Origin of the sequence: Vibrio sonorensis (genome assembly GCF_001854765.1) — a bacterium.
GTDB lineage: Bacteria > Pseudomonadota > Gammaproteobacteria > Enterobacterales > Vibrionaceae > Vibrio > Vibrio sonorensis.
On sequence record NZ_LJJE01000036.1, the window covers coordinates 318,303 to 339,397 of the forward strand.

Sequence of the window (21,095 nt, forward strand, 5' to 3'; positions counted from 1 at the left end):
GGAGATAATATGACGTCTGAAAGTCGAATCACAATCATTAATAAAACCGTTGTTCGCCCTCTAACTAAGAGCAGTGCTACGATTCATGCACTGCTAGGTTATCTAAGTGAACAGGGTTTTACTCACGGCCCTCGCGTTGTGCGCGTAGAGCAAGAGAACGAAGTATTGAGTCTTGTTGAAGGTGACACCTACAACTACCCCCTCAAAGGCCCAATAGCCACTATCGCGGCACTAGAATCTGCCGCTAAGATGCAACGGGCACTTCACGACGCTACCGTAGGGTTTTTAGAAACCGTTAAGTCACCGGATTGGATGCTAGAGCCTAAAGAACCGCAGCAAGTGATCTGTCATGGTGATTACACGCCATATAATGTTGCACTAACAGGAGATAGAGTCTCTGGAGTATACGATTTTGATACCGCGCACCCGGGGCCAAGACTCTGGGACCTAGCATGGTCCATATACTGCTGGGCACCGTTTAAAACTCATAGTTACGATGCTTTGGGAACGTTAGAAGAACAAATCAGTCGTGCCAAGTTATATTGCGATGCCTACGGCTTGTCGTTTATCGAACGAGAAGCGCTGGTGGATGCAATGGTCGCGCGACTTGATGCGATGGTGGACTATATGGTGATACAGGCCGAGTCTGGAAACGAGCAGTTTGCTCAGAACATCAAAGATGGCCACCACCATGCTTACATAAAAGATATTCAGTATCTCAGGGATAACCAATTTGCTATACAAGCCGGGATAAACTCAGGAGACAGAGGAGTCTAATACCATGGAATTTCAAGCTTTAATGCTGTTTTTGATTGCGTCATTATCTATTAATCTGATACCGGGGCCTGATGTGATTTACATTATGTCAAACTCGATGAAGGGCAAGACCTCTTCGGGTATCAAAGCGGCGTTAGGCTTGGGACTTGGATACGTGTTTCACACTTTAGCTGCGGTGTTTGGTCTTTCTGCGTTGGTACTTAGCAGTGCGTTAGCGTTTAGTATCGTTAAATATTTAGGTGCTGCTTACTTGGTCTATTTGGCGGTGATCGCGTTAAACAATGCGCGAAAAGGCAATAGTTCGCTGCCAAACCTTGAGCATAGTAAGCAGAGTGATAACGTCTTTCGTCAAGGTGTAATTGTCAGTGTTCTCAATCCAAAAGTAGCGCTGTTTTTTATGTCATTTCTGCCTCAGTTTGTCGATGTAAATGCAGGGCAAACAACGTGGCAACTCATGGTTTTGGGTAGCGTGTTCTGCCTTCTCGCCACTTTGTGCAATCTGATTTACGCCGCAGCGGGAAGTTGGTTGTTTAGCCATCCCAAGGCCTCTCAGTACAGCCGTAGATTTGAGGCGTTTTCTGGTGTGTTACTTTTAGGGCTGGCAGGTAAAATAGCGTTTAGCCGCAGCCAATAATCCAGTGAGTAATCGTGTATGGAACTGACTACGCCAAGGCTTACCTTAAGGCGGTTTAAGCCAAGTGATCGAGAAGATGTATTTGCTTATATGTCGGATGAGAAGGTAACTCATTACTTGTCCGAAGGGCAGCTTGACTTAGATGGCGCAGCTTGTTGTTGAACGATCAGCACAAGTTTTTTGCTATCGAGCTGAAAAGTGAAAATAGAGTGGTTGGCCATATTGAATTTTACCCTTGGTTTGGCGACCACACCTACGAAATTGGTTGGGCGTTGCACGCAGAACAACAAGGCAAAGGCTATGCCTTTGAAGCGGCTAGGGCGCTATTAACACACGGGTTTGAATCTTTAAATCTGCAACGAGTTATCGCCACTTGTCAGCCGGATAATCACGCTTCAGTACAACTAGCAGAGCGTTTACAGATGCGGCGAGAGGGGCACTTCAAACAGTGTTTACCACGGGATAACGATAACTGGTGGGACGAATATTTTTACGCCATGCTACAAGAAGACTTCGAGAAGTTAGCGAATGTGCAGAGCGCATGAGCGGTGTTTAGCTCGCTCGTTGCTTTCGATAAGCGCTTGGCGTCATTCCCACAATTCGTGAAAACTCTCGGTTAAAGTTCGACTTGGTTTGAAAACCTGAACGCATAAAAATTTGAGTAACAGGATCGCTTGTCTCAATCAACGCCCTTTGGGCGTGTTCAATGCGATAGGCGTTGATAAAGCGAGAGATACTCTGATTGTGTACTTGGTTAACGGCAATCGAAATCTGTTTGGCCGGAATGGTTAGCTTTCGAGATAGCCGTGAAAGTGTGAGCTCAGGATCTAAGAACCATCTTTCACTTAATAATTTTTCCTCTAATCGAGAGACAATCTCGTTGGCTTCACCAACCGCCATTGGTTTAGTCGCGGGCTGGCTCATCGTCTTTTCTTCTTCTGGCGCGGCTGTCAGACTGCCGTTGTCTTGGGTGTTTAGTCCTACAACCACCACGGAAACCGCGAGCACAGGCAGAAGTATTAGGTGAGCGATGGCGACGATAAATAGCGATAGTTCACCTTGGTTAAATGCAAAGTCGAGTGACATTAAAGTGTCTATCACCGCAGAGAATATCAGCATCCAGCCAGCTACGCTTTTTGCTTGTTTAACGCCTTCCCACTGTCCCAAGGAGACATTCATTAACAAGGTCTCTTTTCGTGCAATACGCAAAAGTGTCAAGCCATAAACGATATAGGTCAGAGTTAATATTTCATCTAAAGGCAGGGCGAACCAAGGTCGTGTAACAGCGCAAGCAAAAACTAAAATAGGAGCGACCAGATGCTGAACGGGTAACCAGCCTGATGGCGACTTCTAAAAGCAAAAACATACCACGCAGCAACAGGGATAAACGACGCAACTGACGGTTGAAGAATACTCAATATTGGCCACTGTAGTGTCCAACGCAACCCCACAATTGCTGTAGTAACAGCGCAAAGAACCAAAAAGCAGCAGGCGAGTTTTGCTTGCTCAGAGTACTTTAAAAGCAAAACGACAGCTAAAAGGCTGAGCATCATTGAAACGACAAAAGGGACTGGAATTGCGAGCATACCGAGCTGATGGCGTAGAAAAAGTATTTGAGCAATAGAATAACGCACTGAAAACGAAATAAAAGCCATTTTCAATGCTTATAGGAGAATAGGGAGCCGAGTATAAGTTAAAGTACGAAAGGCGTGAGAGGGGCAAGCCTTTGTGACCTGACCCCAATATAAACAAGATGTAAAAAGGCGCTATAGCTCTGCGCCGACTTCATCTTCTTCTACGATTTCGGTTTCTAGACTTGCTTCATGCAACCATTTTTTAAGTGATTCGCTATTTAGTACTTTTTGCTGATATATCTTAGCCGCGTCGGATAGTTCAATCCCGTAGGTCAAACATCGAAGGGCAACGGGAGCATACATGGCGTCTGCAATTGACCACTCACCAAACAGCCAACCATCTGGATAGAGTGACATCTGCTCTGCCCAAATGGCATCTATTCTAGCGATGTCTTTTAACGCTCCTTCGCTTAACTCAACTTTTCTTCGGGCGCGGATGTTCATTGGCAGTTCGTTGCGTATAGAGAAAAAGCCGGAGTGCATTTCGGCGGCGATCGCTCGTGCTTTGGCTCTCTCAGCAAAAGCCGTCGGCCACGCTTTGCCATCTAGGTACCTTTCGTTAACGTACTCCAATATGGCAAGTGAATCCCAAACCACTAAATCTTGATCGACTAGGGTAGGTACTTTGGCTGTCGGTGTCACTTCTTGCAGCGCTTTGTAGAAGTCGTCAGTACAAAGCTGCAGTTTGATAACATCTACTTTTAACTCGTACTGAGAGAAGATGAGCCAAGCTCTAAGTGACCAAGTAGAGTAATTTTGGTTGCCGATAAAGAGTTGCATTGTAGCCTCCATGACTTTTGTTTTGTGAGTAACTTTGCTGTAAAACACAATATCGGATTGTCTTCTATCGGACTAACGGATAGTTTTGATGGAATACTTCAATAAAAACGATGGATGGGCTTTGAATGGATATAGATGCGTTGCGCAGCTTTCTGGCATTTGTCGAAACAGGAAGCTTTACTCGGGCTGCAAAGCAGATAAATCGCACCCAATCGGCATTTAGTGCGCAAATGCGCAAGTTGGAGGATGAACTTAGCGTCAGCCTGTTTGAAAAGGATGGTCGCAACTTAGTGCTAAGTGAAGCAGGACTCGCATTACGCTCTCACGCTGAGCAGTTGGTCAGCCTTCACAATCAGGCGATAAAGAAGGTGAAGCGCTACGAGAATAAGCGCCCATTGCGTTTGGGGTGCCCCGAAGATTACAACGATAAAATCTTGCCTAACGTGATTCGAATGTTGAAGCAGTCAGAGCCCACTTGTTCTATTCAAGTTTACAGTGTCCCGAGTATCACTCTTCGAAAGATGCTCGATGACGGAGAGCTCGATGCTGCCATAGTGACTAGGGCAAATGGCAGTGAAGAAGGGTATTGGTTGGCAAGTGATAAAGGCGTTTGGATAAGTCATCCTGATTTTCAATATCCAGATTCAGAGCCATTGCCGTTGGCCTTGTTCCAAACCGATTGCCAGTATCATGCGGCTGCTATCGATGGTTTGAGTAAAAGAGGAATTTCATATCAGTTGTTAGCTTGCTGTAACACTGCTTCTGCTCAACGTTCTATCGTGCGGGCTGGAATGGCGATAGGTGCGATGGGAAAACTAAGCGTAACCGATGATTTAGTGGTAATCGATTCGTTGCCCTCTCTTCCTGCAGTAGATATCGTGTTAATCACCGGTATCGAACCCCACCCAATACTCGACAGAGAAAGGCTCTCAAGCCTTTTTGAAATTCAGAGTGCTACCTAATTTCGTACCTATAACCGGTTTTGGAACGTCCTAAAACAGGTTATAGGACGTTTTAATGGCAAAGATTCCCCAAGATGTTTGTGTTAAGCAACAAAAAGGGAGTCTTATGAAATTTTATTTATACGCTTGGAAACGGAGCTTTGATTTTACCGGCACTGCTGGTCGGAATGAATTTTGGTGGTTTTTTCTTATTCATTTTATGGTATCGATCACCTGCATCGCAGTAGATATTGCACTGGGTGATCTCTTGCCGTTTTCGTGGATTGACGCTTTCTATAGCGTAGTGAGTTTACCAGCGCTGCTCGCTGCCATAACACGCCGACTTCGCGATATTGGAAAGTCGGGTGTGTGGGGCTGGGTGTTTTTAATACCCGTAATTGGTCCATTCTGGCTGACTTATATGTTGGTGCAACCGACAAGCAAAAGAGAGGGTTGGATATGAAAGTGGTGTCTATCTTCTTTTGCATTGGCATTAGCGTTAGTCAGATATGTCACGCGGTGGTCTCAACTGACAACTTTGGTGTATTAAAGGCCAACGAAATGACACAAGGAGAGCTATTGTGGATGGAGGGCCGAGTTGGCAACGCGACATACCAGTTTCAGCGGTCAAAGGGTGAAATCTGCGAATTGAAGGTGCCTGTAGCGATTGGGCGATTTACTCGTGCTGGATTGGGTTTTAGCGATGCTCAAGGCGTGATGGTTAAAGTAGTCAGTGAAAGGTTACATCAGGCCTTACTGAAGGGAGAGCGAGTCACTAACCGAGATTGGAAGATCTCAATAATGTCAGGTGAAAGCACTGATCTACCCAATGACGGCTATATCGTCAGTGGCATCGAGCAAGAAGAAGGTTTCGTCTTTAATTCGCGAAGGAAATGGGTATCTTGGCTACTAGATGATGAGCCAACCACACTCTGTAAACGCGTTGACTAGAAACAAAAAATGCCAGCAGATGCTGGCATTTTTTATCAAAGCTTAGCGAGTGGCTTATGCTTCATCACGGCGTGTGCGGCCATGGCCACGTTCACCACGGTAATTACCGCGATTGTCACCACCGCGATTGCGATCGAAACGACGCTCGCCGTCACGACGGTTGCCACGGTTTCCGTCGCGGTTTCCATCTCTGTTACCACGGAAGTTACCATCGCGATTACCACGATGACCACCATCACGACGACCACCACCGTCACGACGTCCGCCATCGCGACGACCGCCGCGAGATTCGCGGAAGTCGTTGTATTCTACAACTACAGCACCGGCTTCTTTCTGACGAATGCGAAGTTTGCGCAGTTTAGATGCAACAGAAGTCGACATCGCTTTTGGCAACTGTACGTAAGTTTCTGAACGGTCCAGTTTAATCGCACCGATAGAACCTTTAGTTAGGCCTAGTTCGTTAGCTAGCGCGCCAACGATGTCTTTCACTTGAACGCCTTGCTCGCGACCAACTTGTAGCTGGTAAGTATCCCAGTCTTGGTTGCTGAAATCACGACGACCACCGTTTTCGCGACGCTCGCGACGACGGTTTTTATCACGTTCGATGGCTTCGATCATTGGGTCTTCGCCAATGTAGAACAGTGGACGCTTGCCTTGCTGACGCTTAAGTAAGATCGCCGCTAGTGTTGCTGCATCTAGCTCTAAAGATGTCTGTAGCTTCTCTACTAGCTCAGCAAACTTCTCTAGAGATTTGTGTTCTTTTTCAGATTCAAGTTCAACACCAAGCTTTTCAAGGCGAGCTTCTGCTACCTTGTTGCGGTGAGGAAGCTGGATTTCTTCCATAGAAGATTTAGTTACGCGCTCGATAGTGCGAAGCATGCGAATTTGGTTAGTACGAACTAACAGGATCGCTTTACCTTTACGTCCAGCACGACCAGTACGGCCAATGCGGTGGATGTATGATTCAACATCGAATGGGATGTCGTAGTTAAATACGTGCGTAATACGAGGAACGTCAAGACCACGTGCAACAACGTCAGTTGCCACAAGAATATCGATAACGCCTTTTTTGATGTGGTCAACGGTGCGTTCACGCAAAGATTGTGGAATGTCACCGTGAAGCGCTGCCGCTTTAAAGCCGCGCGCAGATAACCAGTCTGCCAGACGCTCAGTATCCTGACGGGTACGAACGAAAACAATAGACGCATCGGTTTCTTCAGTTTCAAGTAGACGAGACATCGCTTCGTCTTTCTCTACACCTTTCACTACCCAGAACTGCTGTTCTACTTTATCAACAGTGTGGTTTTTACCCGCAACGTCGATGTGTGCTGGGTTGCGAAGGAAGCGCTCTACGATGTTTTTAAGCATCGGAGGCATAGTCGCAGAGAAAAGTACGCGCTGTGCTGACTCTGGAGCGTGCTCCATGATTTCAGTTACGTCGTCAACGAAACCCATGTTTAGCATTTCGTCTGCTTCATCAAGTACAAACGTGTGTACTTCATCAAGCTGTAGGCGATCGCGGTTGATTAGGTCTTGTACACGGCCTGGAGTACCAACCACGATGTGAGCACCGCTTTTTAGCGCACGCATCTGGTCGACGATAGAAGCACCACCGTAGATCTCTAGAACCTTAAGGCCTTTAATGTTTTTGCCTAGGTTCTTCATCTCTGCAGCAACCTGAATCGCTAGCTCACGCGTAGGAGCAAGAACGATAGCTTGCGGTTTACGCTGAGAAAGGTCGATTTTGTTTAGCAGAGGAAGTGAGAACGCTGCTGTTTTACCAGTACCAGTCTGAGCTTTACCAAGTGCATCAGAACCTTTCATCAGGTGAGGGATTGCCGCTGCCTGAATTGGAGTCGGTGAAACAAAGCCCATTTCTTCTAGTGAAGAAAGGATAGCGTCATTCAGCTCTAAATCGCTGAATTGAATTGCAGAATCTTGCATTGGGATCCTATTAAGTTAAGTCTACATACGGTCCCACAAGCTCTACCAATTCCAATACCAATCCAGAAAAGAGCTGAATCCGTTCAGATGCGGACAAGTGTTAAATCGCATCAAGCCGTTAGGGACGTTTCATTAAGGGTGCGGATTATTCCCTATGAGCACAAAAAAAGCCAGAAAAAATTGAATTTCATCACATATTTTTCTCCAGATGAGCGTTTTTGTTCATATAACCGTCACAATGTGAGCTGGGTCGTTAGATGCACTTCATAAACACTAGTCGAAATGAGGCTTTTTGGTAGCAATCCGTAGTGGCTTTGTTATAGTGTCGCCACTTGTAGATGTTAGATAGTGAAAGATGTTCCAAGATAACCCGTTACTGGCTCAGCTAAAGCAGCAAATCCAAGAAACTCTTCCCAAAAAGGAAGGTACCATCAAGGCAACGGAAAAAGGCTTTGGCTTTTTAGAAGTTGATAATAAAACCAGTTATTTTATCCCACCGCCATACATGAAAAAGTGTATTCACGGCGATAAAGTAATGGCGATTATCCGCACTGAAAAAGAGCGAGAAGTGGCTGAACCAGAAGAGTTGCTGGAGCAGAACTTGACTCGATTTATCGGTCGCATCAAGTTGATTAAAGGTCGACTCAATGTCGTTCCCGATCATCCTCAGTTAAAACGACTCACCCTAAAAGCCAAAGCGAAAAAAGGCTTAAACCCAGAAACCTTGGGTGAAGGCGATTGGGTAGTTGCACATCTAACACGTCACCCACTTAAAGGTGATAACGGATTCTTTGCCGAAATTTCTCAAAAAGTAACTAACGCTAGCGACAAGATCGCCCCTTGGTGGGTAACGCTTGCGCAAAACGATTTGCCAAATAGTGAGCCCGCAGGTTTAGAAAGCTGGGAAATCAAAGACGACTCTGATCTAGAGCGCATCGATATGACGGACGTACCGTTTGTGACTATCGATGGTGAGTCTACCAAAGATATGGACGATGCTCTGTTTGCGAAGAAAACAGAAAATGGTGACTTTGAACTGACTATTGCCATTGCAGATCCGACCGCTTACATCACCCCTGAAGATGAAATGGATAAAGTTGCTCGCGAACGCGGCTTCACCATCTATATGCCGGGCCGCAACATCCCTATGTTGCGCGTGATTTGGCTGACGAACTATGCTCACTACACGAAGGCGAGAGCGACCTGCACTTTGCTGTAGCGTAACGGTTTCTAAAGATGGCGTTATTGGCGATGACATCAAGTTTTTTGCTGCGAATGTGAAGTCTCACGCTCGTCTGGTCTACGATCACGTTTCAGATTTCCTAGAAAACGGTTCTAGCGACGCATGGCAACCTGAAGCAGAGATTGAGACAGTTGTACGCGACCTTTATGCATTTTCTCAAGCGAGAGCAGCTTGGCGTGAAGAAAATGCGGTGGTATTCCCTGACCGCCCAGACTACCGCTTTGAGCTTAGCGAAGACAATGACGTAGTAGCGATTCACGCAGACCTACGCCGCAGCGCTAATCGCCTAGTAGAAGAAAGCATGATTACTGCCAACATTTGTGCAGGTAAAGTATTGGCACAAACCTTTGGCAGTGGCGTGTTCAACAGCCATTCTGGTTTTAAAGCAGAAAAGATCAAAGACGTTGTTGAGTTGGTTAATCCAGAGGGCGAACTGCCTTTCAACGAAGAGAGTATCGCAGGACTTGAAGGTTTTGCAGAACTTCGTCGTTGGTTAGCAAAACAAGAAACTAGTTACCTTGATAACCGCATTCGCAAATACCAAGCGTACAGTGAAATTGGCAACCAGCCACTTCCACATTACGCAATGGGATTAGACATCTACGCGACGTGGACATCACCTATTCGCAAATACGGTGATATGATCAACCATCGCCTACTCAAAGCGCATATCCTTGGTAAAGACCCAGTGCAAACGGCTGATGATACGGTAGGTGAAGAGCTTTCACTGCATCGTAAACACCACAAAATTGCAGAGCGCAATGTCGCCGATTGGTTGTACGCACGCACACTGGCGAAAGAGCCAGAGTTACAAACCAAGTTCAACGCAGAAATCTTTGATATTTCACGCGCAGGTATGCGAGTACGCTTGCTAGAGAACGGTGCTCCTGCCTTTATCCCTGGCTCAGTAATCATGGATAACAAAGAGCGCATCGAGTGCAATGGCGAAGCAGGAACGATTTCTATCGACAAGCAGGTTGAGTTCCAATTGGGTAGCACGTTAGAAGTGACTCTGATTGAAGTCAACCAAGAAAACAGAAGCTTGTTGGCAAAACCCACTCAGGTTTTTGCAGAGCCGCCAAAAGCGGAAGAAGTTACCGCACCAGAGCAAGAAAACTCTGCTGAGTAACTCAGACCAGTAATAACTCAAAAGGCACCTTATGGTGCCTTTTTTAATACCAAAAAATCGCTTTTGGGTCTTTTTCGACCTCGCGCATGATGGCGGTGAGATCCCCCGCCTTTGCGAGATAAGGGTAGGGCATCCACTCTTGCAGCTCATCTGCCATATAAAGAAGCCAAACTTGCTCGTTGTCTGACCAAACTACTCTGGCGACATAGCTCATGTAGTCGCGTGAGTCGAGTCCAGCAAATAGTGCTGCTTGATAAAGTTGACACCATTGTCCAATGGTTCATAACTCGCCTTGCCAAGTTCAACAGGAAGGTTGAGATTTCGGTTGTGGCAAAGCAGCTCAGCGCGATGCTCAACTTGCCTCTGAAGCAGACTCACCAAACTCATAAAATGCCTTATCCAAAATAGTTTGATTAATAGTATGGGTAACAATACGGCGCGTCTGCCACAGTAAACACATTTCTAAAGTTAGGATTCAGAGCCCTGTCACAGGATTCTGATCTTGTAGACAAAGCAAAGTTTCGTCACGTACCAGAGTTGCGGACTCGTTTGTAAAAAATGCAGGTATGCAATCAATCTATTGCAAAATCAGATGGCTGGATAGGGATAGACGCGTTGGTATTTGGGAATAAGTGTTCACATAACTGTCATCTAAACGAAATAAGATAGCCGCCAGTACCAAACACAGATATGGAGTTACACATGTTCAAGGCGGCAATCGCAACGCTACTTGCTTCTACCCTAATTTTATCCGCTGCCCAAGCAGAAGAAATTAATGTTTCAGGCTCAACTTCCGTCGCTCGCGTTATGGATGTACTGGCAGAAAACTATAACGCATCTAACCCTGAGAGCTATGTCGCCGTGCAAGGCGTTGGTTCTACTGCTGGTATTACTCTAGTGAAAAAAGGGGTGGCGGATATCGGAATGAGCTCTCGTTATTTAACCGAGAGTGAGCAAGACGAAACGCTAAGAGTGACCCCTATTGCGTTTGATGGCTTGGCGGTTGTGGTTAATCAGGCGAATCCAATTAAAAACCTCACACGCGAGCAACTGTTTGACATCTATAAAGGTAAAATCACTAACTGGAACCAACTGGGTGGTGCAGACCAAAAAATTGCCGTTGTCACTCGAGAAGTATCATCCGGTTCGCGCTATAGCTTTGAAAGTTTGCTTGGGTTAACTCGTATCGTTAACAACCGACTGGTTTCAGATATTAATCCAGACAACTTAGTGGTTAATAGTAATAGCATGGTGAAAACCATCGTTAACCACAACAAGCAGGCAATTGGCTTTATCTCAACAGGGTCGGTTGACCGTTCAATCAAAGCTATCACATTTGAAGGTGTAGAAGCGACCGCACCTAACATCGCTAGCGGTAAATATGAACTTTCACGCCCGTTTCTAGTGTTGTTTGAAAAAGAGGTGTTAGACGAAGAAGGCAAGGCGTTTATCAGCTACCTAAAAACGACTGAAGCAAAACGTTTGATTGAAGAATATGGTTATATCCCTAACAAATAGAGATAAAAAAGGAGAGCGTTGGCTCTCCTTGTTCTACTCACTTCTTTTAGAAGTGAAGTTGAATAACAGAAACCACGATTGCAGCAGGGCGACGAACGCCTTCTATTTCAACCTTAATTTCACGCTCAACCTCTAACCCCTTTTTGATCGCAGTGACCTTTGTAAGCTTAGAGTGTGCACGAACGCGATTATTAGCCTTTAAAGGATAAGGGAAACGAACCTGATTCAAACCAATATTTACTACCATCTTAGCGGTAGGAAACAGGGGATTTTCTGGATCGACACTGTCTGTTAAACGCGGCAGTAGCGCTAAGGTTAGAAATCCGTGAGCGATGGTAGTTTTAAATGGAGATTCTTGTTGTGCGCGCTCAGGATCAGTGTGAATCCATTGGTTGTCTTCAGTCACTTGACCAAACTGGTTGATTCGCTCTTGGGATACATCTATCCAGTCACCAGTGTGGATCACTTCGCCGATTTTGAACTGAAGATCGTTATACAGAGCTTGCGCCTCAGGTTTGAGAACGATAGCTTCTGGAGCGGGGTGCTCATCGTTGACCGCAGGTTCATGGAAATCGCGCAGACGAGCGAAAAACTCACGACTGTGAGTCTTGTTTAGGAATTCTGCCCAATACTGCCTAACAGCCGGAGACATCCACTGGATTAACTCTGACTGGTGCTTGTTCCAATTTTCACTTTTGTATTTAAAAAGATCTGCGACTTTCATATAAACCTCAACATCCACCTTTAATAGCAGACAACCCGGTAATTTTGACGCACTTCACATTTGCGTGCAATCACTTTCGGGCGTACATATGTAATCTCAAACGGCTATTTATATGTTAATTCAGTAGGTTATTTAATAAAACAATATTTTATTAGAACTCGTAAGACTAGAGCGCTTACTCAAAAACGGCAAGGTTTTGCCCCTCAACTACGACTTTTTACTGCTTTGACTACTAAATCACCACTTAAACCATAAGGAGACAATTAGTTCTTTACAAGAGTTGTGCCAAAAATTATGATAGCCGCCACAAAGGAGAGATGGCTGAGTGGTTGAAAGCACCGGTCTTGAAAACCGGCATACGTTAATAGCGTATCTAGGGTTCAAATCCCTATCTCTCCGCCACATTTAAAGAAGCCCGCTGACCTGTTCGCGGGCTTTTTGCTTTTTTGCTCCCCCCAGAGATAGGGTGCAGAAGCCTAGCTCAGGGTTTATTAGAGCGCAGCGAAAAAACGTTGTCAGCCGAAGGCGCTTTATGACAACGGCCCGAAGGGGGCGAGCTTGCGAGCATCAATCCCTATCTCTCCGCCACATTTAAAGAAGCCCGCTGACTTGTTCGCGGGCTTTTTGCTATCTTATTTAGATAAACTAATGCTAGATTTTTGCAACGAAGAGAAAGACGAGCTAGTTAACCCCTTCTAAAGCTTTTAGCGGTATCTTGAAAGCTTATACTCTAAGCTATGTTTAACAGACAACCACTCATTATTGATTATCGAGAATACGACTGTATCGCGATAGCCGCCATTGGGCAGTTTTTGGTGATTTCTAAGCACTCCATCTTGTTTTGCGCCCAATCGAGCAATGGCAGCTCTAGAAGCTTGGTTGTGCCAACTTGTTCTAAACTCAACGGCTATCGAATTGAGAACCTCGAATGCGTGGGTTAGCAGCAGTAGTTTACATTCTGTATTACAAGACGTTTTTTGATAGCTTTTGCTATACCAAGTGTAGCCAATTTCTAGTCGGTGGTTTACTGGGTCTGCATTGCAAAGGCGAGTCGTGCCAATGATTTTCCCAGTCGGTTTTTCAACCACTACAAAAGGTAAAGAAAGGCCTTTCGCTTTTTGTTCTAATGCTGTTGCAATATAGTCCGTCACATTTTCGTGGTTTGGAACGGATGTGAACCATAATGTCCAAAGTTCACCGTCGGATGCGGCTTCTACTAGAGCTTCTTTGTGTTCCATTGTTAATGGTACAAGCTTTACACTTTCTGATTCCAACTCTACGTCTTTTAACCACATACTATTTTCCATCTGTCCCTGTTTTTGATTATTGAGGCTAGCGCTTATCAGATGATAAGCAGGTACCTTTGAGGGTGCATTCTAGCGCATATTGGTTTAATCCCTAGTAAATTCGTTACATAAAATGATGAAAATATCGAGAGTAAGGCGCTGAAAGTTAGGATTCAATCTTGTTTGTATTAAAGCACCAAAGCTGAAACTTCTGCTATCGTGTCATGTACAAAAGCCTACTAGAAATTAGTAGGCTTTCATTTTTACGTACCAAGCAATTATTCTGGTGGTGTGGGTTAGTTTACTTTGTACTGATGAACCGTAAACGGAGCGTTCTCGCCTCGATAGGATGAGTCTCCGCCACGCCAGAAGAAGTTGCCTCGGTAGAAATTAAACCCGTCGCGTTCGATATAGTCGCCTCTAACCAAGTACTGCCCGTATTTATCTGAGGACATAAACTCCGAGATGGTGAGGACATCGCCTTCAATATGAACCATTCCGGTGTTTGTACCCGATAGGAAGTAGTTAGCTGTAACGTTTTTGCCCGATTCGTCCTTTAGATAGATATTGATAAAGTGAGGGGCATCGTCAAACTCTATCTCTACGGACAAGTCATAGCTGCTGAGTTTTATTGACTCGTTGAGCGGTACGTATATCCACGGTGCTTTATTGTTTGTCAGGCCCGTGACGCTACCATTTCTGCCCGTAGTTATGTCTTTGGCTCTTAAGATTTGGCTATAGTCAATAACCGACGGCGCGACGGCTATTTCATACTCGTGAACCGCAAAATCAGTGATGTTTTGGTAGGTACTGTCACCGAGTCGGTACACAAAGTTAATCTTGTTCGCAAAACCGTAGTTCAATTCAAAGTAGTCATTTCTAACGCCCCAGTTACCGTATGCCGAAAGAAACTCGTCGTAGGAGTTAAACTGCTGGTATCCATTGTTATCGCAGTTGCTTACAAAGACTTTGCCTGCGTGTGCGCCTGCTAAGTGGTAATCACCTCGGCATTTGGTACCATCTTTAATCAGATAAATATTAACAAAAGTGTCCGCGCTGCTATCGTCAACAGCAATATCTATGTCGATGTTGTATCGATTTAGTGGGTAAACTTCACGAAGGTCGCCAGACAGTGTACGCATCGGATAAACAACATGGACGGCTTTGCCTTGAACACCAGTGCTCGTACCGGATACAGCGCCGGTGTTGGTCACTACAAGGTCAACCGCATTCATAATACGATTTGGGTTGATTGATACTTTACCACCAAGATCGATTTCGTCTTCATCGTCGTCCAGAATCAAGTCGTTATTGTTTTCGTCGAGAACAAACTTGTACTGCTTGGCTCTACTGGAAGTGAAAGTTGCTAACTGAATCCCTAAGTCTGATTCAACAGCCAGTACTGAGTTCTCAACGGGGGCATAAGCGTACTTATAGCTAAATGCTTGTTGGTCAGTGTCGACGCGTTGCATGATCACGTCATTGAGTCTGGCCTCGTTGATGTAGAGCATCTGGTTAATGTCAACGGTGACAAAGCTGTACTCATTGTTATCCAGCACAATATCTGCTTGAGTCGATTCTTTATAAAGTAATGCACTACCATCTAGTGTTGATGTTAAAGTCGCTCCTGCATCTTTGTCTTGTACAAATCGTGGGTGTTCAATAGCAATTTCTACAGCATCACGGTTTTCCACTTCTAACGTAATCACTTTAGGAGTGTCAAAGTCTAGATTTATTCCTGACTCAACAACTTCACCGTCAACCACCAACTGATATTCTTCAGTTTCAATAAAGTGTTCGTAACCTTTGGCATCTAATAAGGCCGGACCTATATCATTCGTCGCGATATTTGGTATTAGCCTTACGGTGACTTGTTTGGTTGTTGGCTCTACCTCGTTGTCGTTATCATTGTCGTTGCTGCGTTTATTACTATTACAAGCAGTCAAAAGAACAATAGTACCCACCACGGCGCATGTCCGGCTGTATCTATTCGAAATAAATATATCTAGCATACTCATTATTTTTCCCTGATTTATTACTTTCTACTCTATGGGTTGCATAGAAAGGGAGATAACTTACTTGGATAAGCAATTGCATTTATAAAATTTAGCTAAAATTATGTTTTTACATGTAAATTTCTAACTGTTGACTTAATGGAGTTCGTTATTAATTTATTTTTAATTATGGATGTTCAGGCAGGCATAATTTTTAAATATATTGAAGTTGTAATTATGTGATACGGTTTTTTATTAATGTATGTTTCTATTTGATCTATTATGCTTTTATGCGAACTAATCGATTTAATAGCTGATGTAATAATATTTTTTCTTTGTATTATTTCCCTGTTCGTTAATGGTTTTATGAAGGTTACAACCTTAATTTTTATAATGTGTTATTTTTAACTTAGTTCTCAAGGAGCGTTTTTTCGTTTTTCTATTGTTGGTTTTGTACTTACTTTGGGCTCGATTAAGTGACTGTTGAGGTTTAGTGCTACTTTTAAAGAAGGCTAGGGGGTGCATGGTTATATTGATGAAAAATATAGAAAAATCATATTGGCTATTGTAGTCTGTATAGCACGCGGCAGTGTTTATAAGTCGCTTCTGGCCCATTGGGTAGCGTAGTGGTTCTTCGGATTTTCCTGTATCAAGCCTTGTTAATATATTCTGAGTAAGAGAACAATAAATGAATTTGGGTAGTAAAATAACTGGCAATCTTAATGAACTAGAACAATTTATAGATACAGCGCCGGTATACTACTTACCCATAAAAATAATGGCTTGGTTAGTTCTATTTTTCGCGCTAATACTTACCAATCTATTGGCAGTTTTAAAATGGCCTTTATACGTATTTGTTCCAAAAAATCGCAATAGTCGCTCATCTACGGGAGTACCCATTGATGCCGTCAGCAATGATCAAATCAAATCTATAGTGGAAAAGGAAGACCTAGTCGTCATTGATTTCTGGGCCAAATGGTGTGGCCCATGCGTCCTCATGGACACGACTCTAAACCAAGTCGCTTGCGAGTATTCTGATAGCGTAAAAGTGGTTAAAGTTGATGTGTCTTTAAGTTCATCATTGGCGAAACTTTACGATGTTAGAGGGCTACCAACGGTATTGGTGTTTAAAGATGGTATTGAAAGCTCAAGAAAAAGTGGCTCTTTAACAAAAGAGCAATTGATTCAACTTATTGAAAGTATGAGCTAAATACGGCTATCATTTTTGAAATAGAATAGTCCTTCATGGTGATTGCTAAGGCTCACTAGCTCGCTTTGGCCATTTCTACTAGCACCGTTTCTCGAATTCATTTTACTCAACTGGAAGGAAAATATGGTTGTACTCAGAAATATGCGTCAGGAAGAGTATCCTGATTACTGTCAGTACTTTATAGACGTCTATAGCCAAGAAATCGCAGAAAATTATGGTCATTCAATGGAGTATTCCATCGAGTTGGCAAAGAAAGAGTTACAACGTTGCTTTCCTAATGGGTTAGAAGGGAAAGAGCACTCTTTGCTCTGTATTGAGGCCGAAATAAAAGGACAAGCCTACTTAGTCGGCTATTTATGGCATTCAATAAATAGTGAAAGCAAGTCTACTTTTATCTATGATTTTTATGTGTCTAGTGAATATCAAGGTTTAGGTTATGGTACACAAGCATTGTCTGAGCTAGAAAAACAATTGCAAGGGAACGGTATTGAGCAAATTAAGCTACGAGTTGCTTTTCACAATGAGCGTGCTCTCAAGCTTTACCAAACCGTAGGCTTTGCGATTACTGGTTTCAATATGTCAAAAAATTTAACGGGTACGGCCTCAACATAGCAAACGATTGAAGTGTTTCTCACATTAAGTCATTAGTACATATAAAAAATCCGATAAACAATGTCTATCGGATTTTTTATACTTCGAGGGCCGCTTAACTGATTTACTCGATTAAATACTTAGCGTTTCGGTATAACAGGTTTTCCCTCATTTTTTATCAATGAACTAATATAGAGTTTAAAACATTCGTTGGTTCACTATAACCCGGGGTCGGCATCTCCAGTTCAGTTACCTGCGACGGGTCGATAATGGCAATACTCGGCATGATGTTATACCATCCTTTACTATTAAGGTATCGAAGATAAGAGTTATTACTATGACCAATAATCGCCAATTTTTTATCTATTGGGTTAACTAAAATCATAGGATTGTGTCGATAAAACTCCCAATTAGGTTTTGAGTTTAAGAATTGAACATACCCCAGATCATTCGTTAAGCGAATTAGCTTAACTTCATTATCTGAGTTCATATCTTCAATCAATAGTTTTTCAGTATCATAATGGATACCAGCGACGAGCATTGATTTTTGGCTAGGTTTAGCCGTTTCATCAGTACCATTGGTCATATAGTTACCTTCCAAATAGTAATAGTACCCATCACTACCTTTGAGTAACTGCATACCAAATACATCACCTGCACGCGCTACCCACTCAAATGTTGTATCATCTGATAAAACCTTGTCATCAGGGAAGTTTGCACTGGTTTTGGCATTGCCTTTTAAGTCACTATAGTTGTAATAATGAGTCACTTTTTTATAACTGTCCTGACCATCGGTCTGGTTGGAGTATATGAACCCATCTTCTGCCAAATATGTGGTTTGATACTGTACACCTGCGGAAGTGTCACTACCCACATAAGCCGCTGCTCCTAACAACGTTCGAACTTGATCACCAGCGGGAAGGTTTACCTTAGTATATCTATCCTCAGAAACTTCATAGAAATAATAGTTACCAGTTGTAGTTGCCACTATTAAGCTATCGCCGTCAAATAGAGATCGCATGTTTACAATAGTTTCGCCATTTGGTTTAGAAGATAACTTAGTCCAACCGCCAGTCGTAGCTTCAGAAGACGTTGCTAGTACAAACTGGGTACCGTTCTTCATAGCGGGACCAGATGACGGTTTCCAAAGCACGCCTTCATTATCTAAAATGTAGTTTGCCTTGGCTTCTCCACCTATCATAGTCGCGGTTTTTACACCTTCCGCATATTTTACCGGCATGTTATAGCCATTCCATGCGTTAGTACCGTACCCTCCCAGGGTTGGGGCCTTAGTACCAATAGACCATAGTTCACTATTTTTTGTCAGCATGACGTTTAATTCAGTAGGAGCACTAACATCGACGCCAATGCCTGCCAAATTGTTAGGGAAGCACACTTCTGGAGCTCCTGTCATAGCATGTTGAAGTGCTAGCAATGAAATGGTTCCTTCATTTACGGTATTGTTGGCATATTGCAACATTGCGTCTGGGTGGAACTCGCAGTTCGAAAATGGAGTAGTTTCAAATATCCCTTTACTGCCATATTCAGTATTTGACCCTTCTTCCTTAGTTCCAATATTTCTAATACCCATGGTCACATTTTTGTATGTTTCGGAGTATCCATCGATCACTAAGCTTTGAGGGCCGCTGCCAAATGACATAACAGATCCTCTATTCGTTATAAACAGTAGTTCAAAAGACTGGCCATTATCGAGTGAACCTAGCGTCGTTGATGCAATGACTGGTTGTGATTTAAGTGGTTGATTACTAAATCCAATATATGCTGTATCGTTGGCGCGTACTGTCGGCATTGAAGGAGAGTTCCAATCGGATTGAGGGACATTTTTCTGAGTAACCAAATTGCCATCAAAATCCGTCCAAACTTCGTTTGTGTTAAAGTTTACAAAGACTGTATTTTCAACATCTTGTTGTTTCTCGTAGTCGTACTGCTTGATGACATAACCCGATTGATAGTCATCGATAACAGGGTTGCCATTATCATCAATCTCAAGTTCAACTTTACCGCCATTGGCAGTGTGTATCTCATTGCCGTAAGCATCAATTACAGTATTGTCTGTGTCGACAATCAAACCAGGCTTCAAAAGCGATACATCGTTCGAGGTGTCAACTTGAGCAATACGCACTTCGCCGGTTGCATTACCATTACTGTCTACTACTTCAAACAACACGTTGCCGTTGATGTCTTTTCTAACCCCGCCATCAATAAGATGCAGTTCATTATGCTCTGGACCGTAAGTAACGGAATCATGAGAGTTGTCAACTAATGTATCTTCATCAATCATTAAGGTAGATTGTGTTGTTGTAGTGGTGACAGTACCATCAGCTGCCATGTTTATCGTAGCCCCAAGACTACTGGACAACGTTCCTTCCGCACTGTACACATTAACCACCGCATGGCCTTCCAGATTTGTAACTGGGTTACCGTATGTACCTAAATATGGTTGATATGTTTCACCATTGGAACCAGTGATCACAACGCCATTGCCATCAATGACATCTCCCGCCTCATTGACCAATACTGGTGGCAGTGGTGCGAGACTTGCTTGTCCTTGGTCATCAATTATCAAGACACCTTTGTTGCCAGTCGGTTGGTTGGTATTTGGGTCGAGCGCGTCGACAACAATATGGCCGTCAGAGGTTGTCACCAACTCACCGTTGTCAGTGGTGACAGGCGTGACTTCTTGGTAGCTGCCATTTTGAGTTACCGTTACCTTATTGCCATCGCTGTCAATCACAACGCCGGCTTCATTGACCAACACTGGTGGAAGTGGCGCTAGACTGGCTTGACCTTGGTCATCAATTATCAAGACACCTTTATCACCAGTTGGTTGACCGGTATTCGGGTCGATCACATCGACAACGGCGTTGCCATCTGATGTTGTCACTAACTCTCCATTATCTGTGGTGACTGGCTTGACCTCTTGGTCGTTGCCACTTTGAGTCACCGTCACCTTATTGCCATGATCGTCAACGACAACACCAGATTGGTTGACTAACACGGGTGGCAGTGGCGCGAGGCTGGCTTGACCTTGCTCATCTATTAATAAGACAGCTTTGTCGCCCGTAGGTTGATTGGTATCAGGATCAATCAAATTGACAAGTATGTGACCGTCAGGGGTTGTCACCAAAGATCCGGTATCAGTGGTGACCGCCTTGACTTCATGATCAGTGCCATTGTTTTCCACGGTAATCTTATTGCCATCTGCATCAGTTATCGATTTACCGGCTTCAATCACCATCTCTGGTTCAGCGCCGATGGTCACGGTGCCATTGTCAGCCATCTGCATTGTGGCGCCGTTGCTATCCACACTGCCGTCTGGACGTTGTACATCCAATACCAAATGACCCGTTGCGTCTGTGATAAGCGCGCCGTCATCATCGTAGTTAGGGTGGTAGGTTTCACCGTTTGAACCAGTGACCACATCGCCATTGCCGTTAATCACCACACCAGCGTCATTGACTAACACTTCAGGCAGTGGTGTCAGACTGGCTTGACCTTGCTCGTCGATCACCAAAACACCTTTTTCGCCAGTTGGCTGATTGGTGTTGGGGTTAACTACATCGACAATGATATTGCCGTCAGGGGTTGTTACTAGATCTCCGCTGTCAGTGGTGACCGCTTCTAGTTCCTTGTTGTTGACGGTGACCGCATTGCCATCGGCATCGGTAATAGCTTCATCGGCTTCAATCACCAGCTCTGGCTCGGCGCCGATGGTCAC

The 21,095-nt window shown here is 44.1% G+C and carries 16 protein-coding genes, 1 tRNA gene and 3 pseudogenes; 12 read left to right on the plus strand and 8 right to left on the minus strand.

Annotated features, from left to right (window positions below; translation table 11 throughout):
- Positions 1 to 9 precede the first annotated feature (9 nt).
- Genes BLO31_RS08265 through BLO31_RS08275 form a run of 4 tightly spaced genes read left to right on the plus strand, consistent with a single transcriptional unit; the run spans position 10 to position 1,956 of the window.
- A complete protein-coding gene (locus tag BLO31_RS08265; protein ID WP_070964419.1) occupies positions 10 to 777 on the plus strand; it encodes a phosphotransferase enzyme family protein in 768 nt (255 codons plus the stop codon).
- A 4-nt stretch (positions 778 to 781) separates the two neighbouring features.
- Positions 782 to 1,411 (plus strand): LysE family translocator, encoded by a 630-nt coding sequence (locus BLO31_RS08270; RefSeq protein ID WP_070964423.1) that lies wholly within the window; start codon positions 782 to 784, stop codon positions 1,409 to 1,411.
- A gap of 18 nt (positions 1,412 to 1,429) precedes the next feature.
- Positions 1,430 to 1,573 (plus strand): GNAT family N-acetyltransferase, encoded by a 144-nt coding sequence (locus BLO31_RS24025; protein ID WP_217495106.1) that lies wholly within the window; start codon positions 1,430 to 1,432, stop codon positions 1,571 to 1,573.
- Positions 1,570 to 1,956, plus strand: a complete 387-nt coding sequence (locus BLO31_RS08275) for a GNAT family N-acetyltransferase (protein WP_217495107.1) — start codon at positions 1,570 to 1,572, stop codon at positions 1,954 to 1,956. The genes BLO31_RS24025 and BLO31_RS08275 overlap by 4 nt, the downstream gene beginning before the upstream one ends.
- Before the next feature lie 7 nt (positions 1,957 to 1,963).
- Here the strand turns inward: BLO31_RS08275 and BLO31_RS08280 are convergent.
- Together BLO31_RS08280 and BLO31_RS08285 are read right to left on the minus strand one after the other, a co-directional pair.
- Positions 1,964 to 2,997, minus strand: a pseudogene (locus BLO31_RS08280) (helix-turn-helix domain-containing protein).
- A 180-nt stretch (positions 2,998 to 3,177) separates the two neighbouring features.
- Positions 3,178 to 3,825 (minus strand): glutathione S-transferase family protein, encoded by a 648-nt coding sequence (locus BLO31_RS08285; protein ID WP_070964426.1) that lies wholly within the window; start codon positions 3,823 to 3,825, stop codon positions 3,178 to 3,180.
- A gap of 125 nt (positions 3,826 to 3,950) precedes the next feature.
- On the opposite strand from BLO31_RS08285, the gene BLO31_RS08290 reads away from it, so the two are divergent.
- From BLO31_RS08290 to BLO31_RS08300, 3 genes are all read left to right on the plus strand, one after another.
- Positions 3,951 to 4,787, plus strand: a complete 837-nt coding sequence (locus BLO31_RS08290; protein WP_070964429.1) for a LysR family transcriptional regulator — start codon at positions 3,951 to 3,953, stop codon at positions 4,785 to 4,787.
- Between the two features lie 106 nt (positions 4,788 to 4,893).
- Positions 4,894 to 5,229, plus strand: a complete 336-nt coding sequence (locus BLO31_RS08295; protein ID WP_070964513.1) for a DUF805 domain-containing protein — start codon at positions 4,894 to 4,896, stop codon at positions 5,227 to 5,229.
- Positions 5,226 to 5,717, plus strand: coding sequence for a hypothetical protein (locus tag BLO31_RS08300; protein WP_070964432.1), 492 nt, complete (start codon positions 5,226 to 5,228; stop codon positions 5,715 to 5,717). Before BLO31_RS08295 ends, BLO31_RS08300 begins: the two co-directional genes overlap by 4 nt.
- A gap of 54 nt (positions 5,718 to 5,771) precedes the next feature.
- Here the strand turns inward: BLO31_RS08300 and BLO31_RS08305 are convergent, their stop codons facing one another.
- Positions 5,772 to 7,661, minus strand: coding sequence for a DEAD/DEAH box helicase (locus BLO31_RS08305; protein WP_070964436.1), 1,890 nt, complete (start codon positions 7,659 to 7,661; stop codon positions 5,772 to 5,774).
- Positions 7,662 to 8,016: 355 nt separating this feature from the next.
- Here BLO31_RS08305 and rnb point away from each other — a divergent pair.
- Positions 8,017 to 10,033: pseudogene (gene rnb, locus BLO31_RS08310) on the plus strand (exoribonuclease II).
- A 43-nt stretch (positions 10,034 to 10,076) separates the two neighbouring features.
- On the opposite strand, the pseudogene BLO31_RS08315 reads toward rnb, so the two are convergent.
- A pseudogene (locus tag BLO31_RS08315) lies at positions 10,077 to 10,420 on the minus strand (DUF3024 domain-containing protein).
- A gap of 315 nt (positions 10,421 to 10,735) precedes the next feature.
- Here BLO31_RS08315 and BLO31_RS08320 point away from each other — a divergent pair.
- A complete protein-coding gene (locus tag BLO31_RS08320) occupies positions 10,736 to 11,551 on the plus strand; it encodes a phosphate ABC transporter substrate-binding protein (protein ID WP_070964441.1) in 816 nt (271 codons plus the stop codon).
- 46 nt (positions 11,552 to 11,597) lie between these two features.
- On the opposite strand, the gene BLO31_RS08325 is transcribed toward BLO31_RS08320, so the two are convergent.
- Positions 11,598 to 12,275, minus strand: coding sequence for a MaoC family dehydratase (locus BLO31_RS08325; RefSeq protein WP_070964444.1), 678 nt, complete (start codon positions 12,273 to 12,275; stop codon positions 11,598 to 11,600).
- A gap of 311 nt (positions 12,276 to 12,586) precedes the next feature.
- Here BLO31_RS08325 and BLO31_RS08330 point away from each other — a divergent pair.
- Positions 12,587 to 12,677, plus strand: a tRNA-Ser gene (locus BLO31_RS08330).
- A 302-nt stretch (positions 12,678 to 12,979) separates the two neighbouring features.
- Here the strand turns inward: BLO31_RS08330 and BLO31_RS08335 are convergent.
- The gene (locus tag BLO31_RS08335) at positions 12,980 to 13,582 is read right to left on the minus strand and encodes a GNAT family N-acetyltransferase (protein WP_175443185.1); all 603 of its coding nucleotides are present in this window, start codon (positions 13,580 to 13,582) and stop codon (positions 12,980 to 12,982) included.
- A 275-nt stretch (positions 13,583 to 13,857) separates the two neighbouring features.
- Positions 13,858 to 15,579 carry a hypothetical protein gene (locus tag BLO31_RS08340; RefSeq protein WP_070964451.1) on the minus strand — a complete coding sequence of 574 codons (1,722 nt, stop codon included), beginning with the start codon at positions 15,577 to 15,579 and terminating at the stop codon, positions 13,858 to 13,860.
- Between the two features lie 664 nt (positions 15,580 to 16,243).
- Between BLO31_RS08340 and BLO31_RS23040 the strand changes: the two genes are divergently transcribed.
- Complete coding sequence (locus BLO31_RS23040; RefSeq protein WP_084659707.1) at positions 16,244 to 16,765, plus strand: thioredoxin family protein; 522 nt, start codon at positions 16,244 to 16,246, stop codon at positions 16,763 to 16,765.
- A 123-nt stretch (positions 16,766 to 16,888) separates the two neighbouring features.
- Positions 16,889 to 17,377: a GNAT family N-acetyltransferase gene (locus BLO31_RS08350; RefSeq protein WP_070964453.1), complete on the plus strand. Its 489-nt coding sequence runs from the start codon at positions 16,889 to 16,891 to the stop codon at positions 17,375 to 17,377.
- Between the two features lie 157 nt (positions 17,378 to 17,534).
- On the opposite strand, the gene BLO31_RS23760 is transcribed toward BLO31_RS08350, so the two are convergent.
- The coding region (locus tag BLO31_RS23760) for a hypothetical protein (protein WP_175443186.1) at positions 17,535 to 21,095 on the minus strand (3,561 nt) is incomplete at its 5' end.